Annotated in this window: 2 protein-coding genes and 2 pseudogenes; 2 read left to right on the top strand and 2 right to left on the bottom strand. The window is 66.5% G+C overall.

From position 1 onward, the window contains the following. Together J7E68_RS18230 and J7E68_RS18225 are read right to left on the bottom strand one after the other, a co-directional pair. Nucleotides 1–241: pseudogene (locus tag J7E68_RS18230) on the bottom strand (serine hydrolase); the annotation flags it as partial. Then, nucleotides 238–1,395 carry an acyltransferase family protein gene (locus J7E68_RS18225; protein WP_215174961.1) on the bottom strand — a complete coding sequence of 386 codons (1,158 nt, stop codon included), beginning with the start codon at nt 1,393–1,395 and terminating at the stop codon, nt 238–240. The pseudogene J7E68_RS18230 and the gene J7E68_RS18225, both read right to left, overlap by 4 nt. Before the next feature lie 109 nt (nt 1,396–1,504). Between J7E68_RS18225 and J7E68_RS18220 the strand changes: the two genes are divergently transcribed. Together J7E68_RS18220 and J7E68_RS20040 are read left to right on the top strand one after the other, a co-directional pair. Continuing rightward, nucleotides 1,505–2,728 carry an LLM class flavin-dependent oxidoreductase gene (locus J7E68_RS18220; protein WP_215174960.1) on the top strand — a complete coding sequence of 408 codons (1,224 nt, stop codon included), beginning with the start codon at nt 1,505–1,507 and terminating at the stop codon, nt 2,726–2,728. Nucleotide 2,729: 1 nt separating this feature from the next. Continuing rightward, nucleotides 2,730–2,863: pseudogene (locus J7E68_RS20040) on the top strand (NADPH-dependent FMN reductase); the annotation flags it as partial.

The raw sequence follows: 2,863 nt of genomic DNA, 5'->3' as shown, positions 1-2,863 counted from the left end.
ACATTCCGGGAACGTAGGCGGCCACGGGGGCATCGAGCGCGACGAGTCCCTCAGCTTCGGCGAGCCCGGCTGCGATCACGCTCATGCCCTTCGCGACGGAATGGATCTCTTCGCGCACATCGGGCGACCACCGGAACTCCGCGGTGTCCTCGCCCGTACGCACGTGGAGCCCGTGGGCGACGAAGCCGGTCGAGGAGACCCGTTCCACGAGGGCATCGCGGATCAGCTCGGCTCGGGTCACCGCTTCAGGGTATCCGGTGAGCCCTGGCGCGGACGACGTGAACCGGTGGGGTCGCTCCGGTGGCCTTCGCGTCCCGCGAGCTCCGGATCCACGAAGAGCCATCGGGGCCGAGGCTCCACCAGCGGGCGGAAGAGCCGGCGCACCGGCTTGGTGGCCAGCGCCAGTGCCAGTGCGACGGACAGCAGGGTCACGAGGGGGAGCCACAGCCAGGTCGGATCCAGGTCTCTCAGGGCGCCGGATTCGCGGAACGGGTAGAGCACGAACGAGTGCAGCAGGAAGACGTACATCGTGTACTGCCCGAACCTGGTCCACCAGTACGTCCCTCGGGGGATGAGGACGAAGAACGCCGCGCTCAGCAGCACGGCCAGGAGCATCAGCGCGATGCGCACCCCGCCGGCCCACCACTGCTCGCCGCCGAGATCCGAGTAGGCGTCCTCGTAGAAGAGCCAGTGCCGGAGGTCGATCTGCCGCCACAGCTCGATCCAGTGCCAGGCGACGAACGCCGCGCCGCCCAGGATCAGGACGCTGACCGGTCGGATCCACCAGGGGCGACGGTCGAGAAGCCGGAGCCGCGCGACGATGTCGCGGTCGCGAAGCCACCATCCCAGCGTGAAGAAGGGAAGCAGCCCGAGCGTGCGCGACAGCGAGAACGTGCTGTCGACGTTGGGGAGGTAACCCACCCCGACAGAGATGATCACCGTCCACAGCAGTGGCCATCGCAGCAGCGCGAGGTAGGGCAGGACGAGACGGAAGATACCGAGAGCCAGCAGGAACCACAGCGTCCACGAGGGCTTCGTGAAGTTCGGATCCGCCTGCCCTTCGACCAGGAACTTCGTCAGAGTCCAGAGGAACTCGAAGATGACGTACGGGAGGAGGATGTCCGTGATCACCCGCGCCATCTGCACGCGAGTCGGCGAACCCGACTTCGAGAAGTATCCCGAGATGATCGCGAAGGCCGGCATGTGGAACGCATAGAGCGCCAGATAGGCGGCGAGCGCGATGTCGGAGTCGTAGGTGAGCCGCTGGATCGCGTGTCCGAGGACCACCAGGACGATGCAGGCGTAGCGGGCGTTGTCCCAGAACGGCACACGCTTTCGGGGCTTCTGCACGGATCCGGTGGCGGGGTTCGACGTGTCGGCTCCGGCACTGTTCATGCTCTGAGGCTACTCGGGGAATAAAGTTGCTCGCATCGCGTTGACTCAGATACATTCAAATGAATAGAACCGGATGCAGGGCACCCGATTCGGAGAAGACGGAGCAATCATGAGCGAGCAGGCAGGCATCCCGGTGCAGTTCGGAATCATGTCGGTCAGCGACATCACCCGCGACCCGACCACCGGCGAGACGCCGAGTGAGCAGGAGCGGATCAAGGCGACTCTGACGATCGCCAAGCACAGCGAAGAGGTCGGTCTCGATGTGTTCGCGATCGGCGAGCACCACAACCCTCCCTTCTGGTCGTCGAGCCCCACGACGTTCCTGGCCGCGCTCGCGGCGCAGACCGAGCGGCTCATCGTCTCGACCTCGACGACCCTCATCACGACGAACGACCCGGTGCGCATCGCCGAGGAGTACGCGATGCTGCAGCACGTCTCTGACGGCCGCATGGACCTCATGCTCGGTCGAGGCAACACCGGGCCGGTCTACCCCTGGTTCGGGCAGGACATCCGCCAGGGCCTCCCGCTCGCGATCGAGAACTATGCGCTGCTGCACAAGCTGTGGCGTGAGGACGTCGTGAACTGGGAGGGCAAGTTCCGCACCCCGCTTCAGGGCTTCACCTCGACCCCCCGGCCCCTCGACGGGGTCGCCCCGTTCGTCTGGCACGGTTCTATCCGCACGCCCGAGATCGCGGAGCAGGCCGCGTACTACGGTGACGGCTTCTTCGCGAACAACATCTTCTGGCCCAAGGAGCACTACCAGCGTCTGATCGAGCTCTACCGTCAGCGCTACGCGCACTACGGTCACGGCACGCCGGAGCAGGCGATCGTCGGGCTCGGCGGGCAGGTGTTCATGGCCGCGAAGTCGCAGGATGCGGTGAACCAGTTCCGTCCGTACTTCGACAACGCCCCCGTCTACGGTCACGGTCCGAGCATGGAGGACTTCACCGAGATGACCCCGCTGACGGTGGGATCGCCCCAGCAGGTCATCGACCGCTATGCCGCGATGCGCGAGCACTACGGCGACTACCAGCGCCAGCTGTTCCTGATCGATCACGCGGGTCTGCCGCTGAAGACGGTGCTCGAGCAGCTCGACATCCTGGGATCCGAGGTCGTGCCCGTCCTGCGCAGGGAACTCGCGAAGGATCGCCCGGCGAGCGTGCCGGATGCCCCGACCCACGCGTCGCGGGTGAAGGCCGAGTTCGGTGACGGTCCGACGCGTCAGGCGCGCCCCGGTGCGAACCGTGGCGACAACCTGACGGGCGACTCGCCCTACCAGGACACCCCCGCACCCGCCGGTGCGGCATTCGGCCTCGCTCGCAAGGAGGCGTGAGATGACGATGCGTCGTATCGCCGTGGTCTCCGCCGGATTGTCGAACCCGTCGTCGACTCGGATGCTCGCCGACCGCCTCGCCTCCGAGACGGTGAAGGCGCTGGCGGAGCGCGACATCGAGGTGGGGGTCGACGT

This window comes from Microbacterium sp. ISL-103, assembly GCF_018613995.1.
Lineage (GTDB): Bacteria > Actinomycetota > Actinomycetes > Actinomycetales > Microbacteriaceae > Microbacterium.
The sequence above is the reverse complement of the archived record's forward strand: the minus strand, read 5'-3'. Positions and strand labels throughout refer to the sequence as shown.

Bases quoted from the DNA above. Each gene is read 5' to 3' on its own strand.
- J7E68_RS18225 (WP_215174961.1), bottom strand. From the start codon at position 1,395: ATGAACAGTGCCGGAGCCGACACGTCGAACCCCGCCACCGGATCCGTG.
- J7E68_RS18220 (WP_215174960.1), top strand. From the start codon at position 1,505: ATGAGCGAGCAGGCAGGCATCCCGGTGCAGTTCGGAATCATGTCGGTC.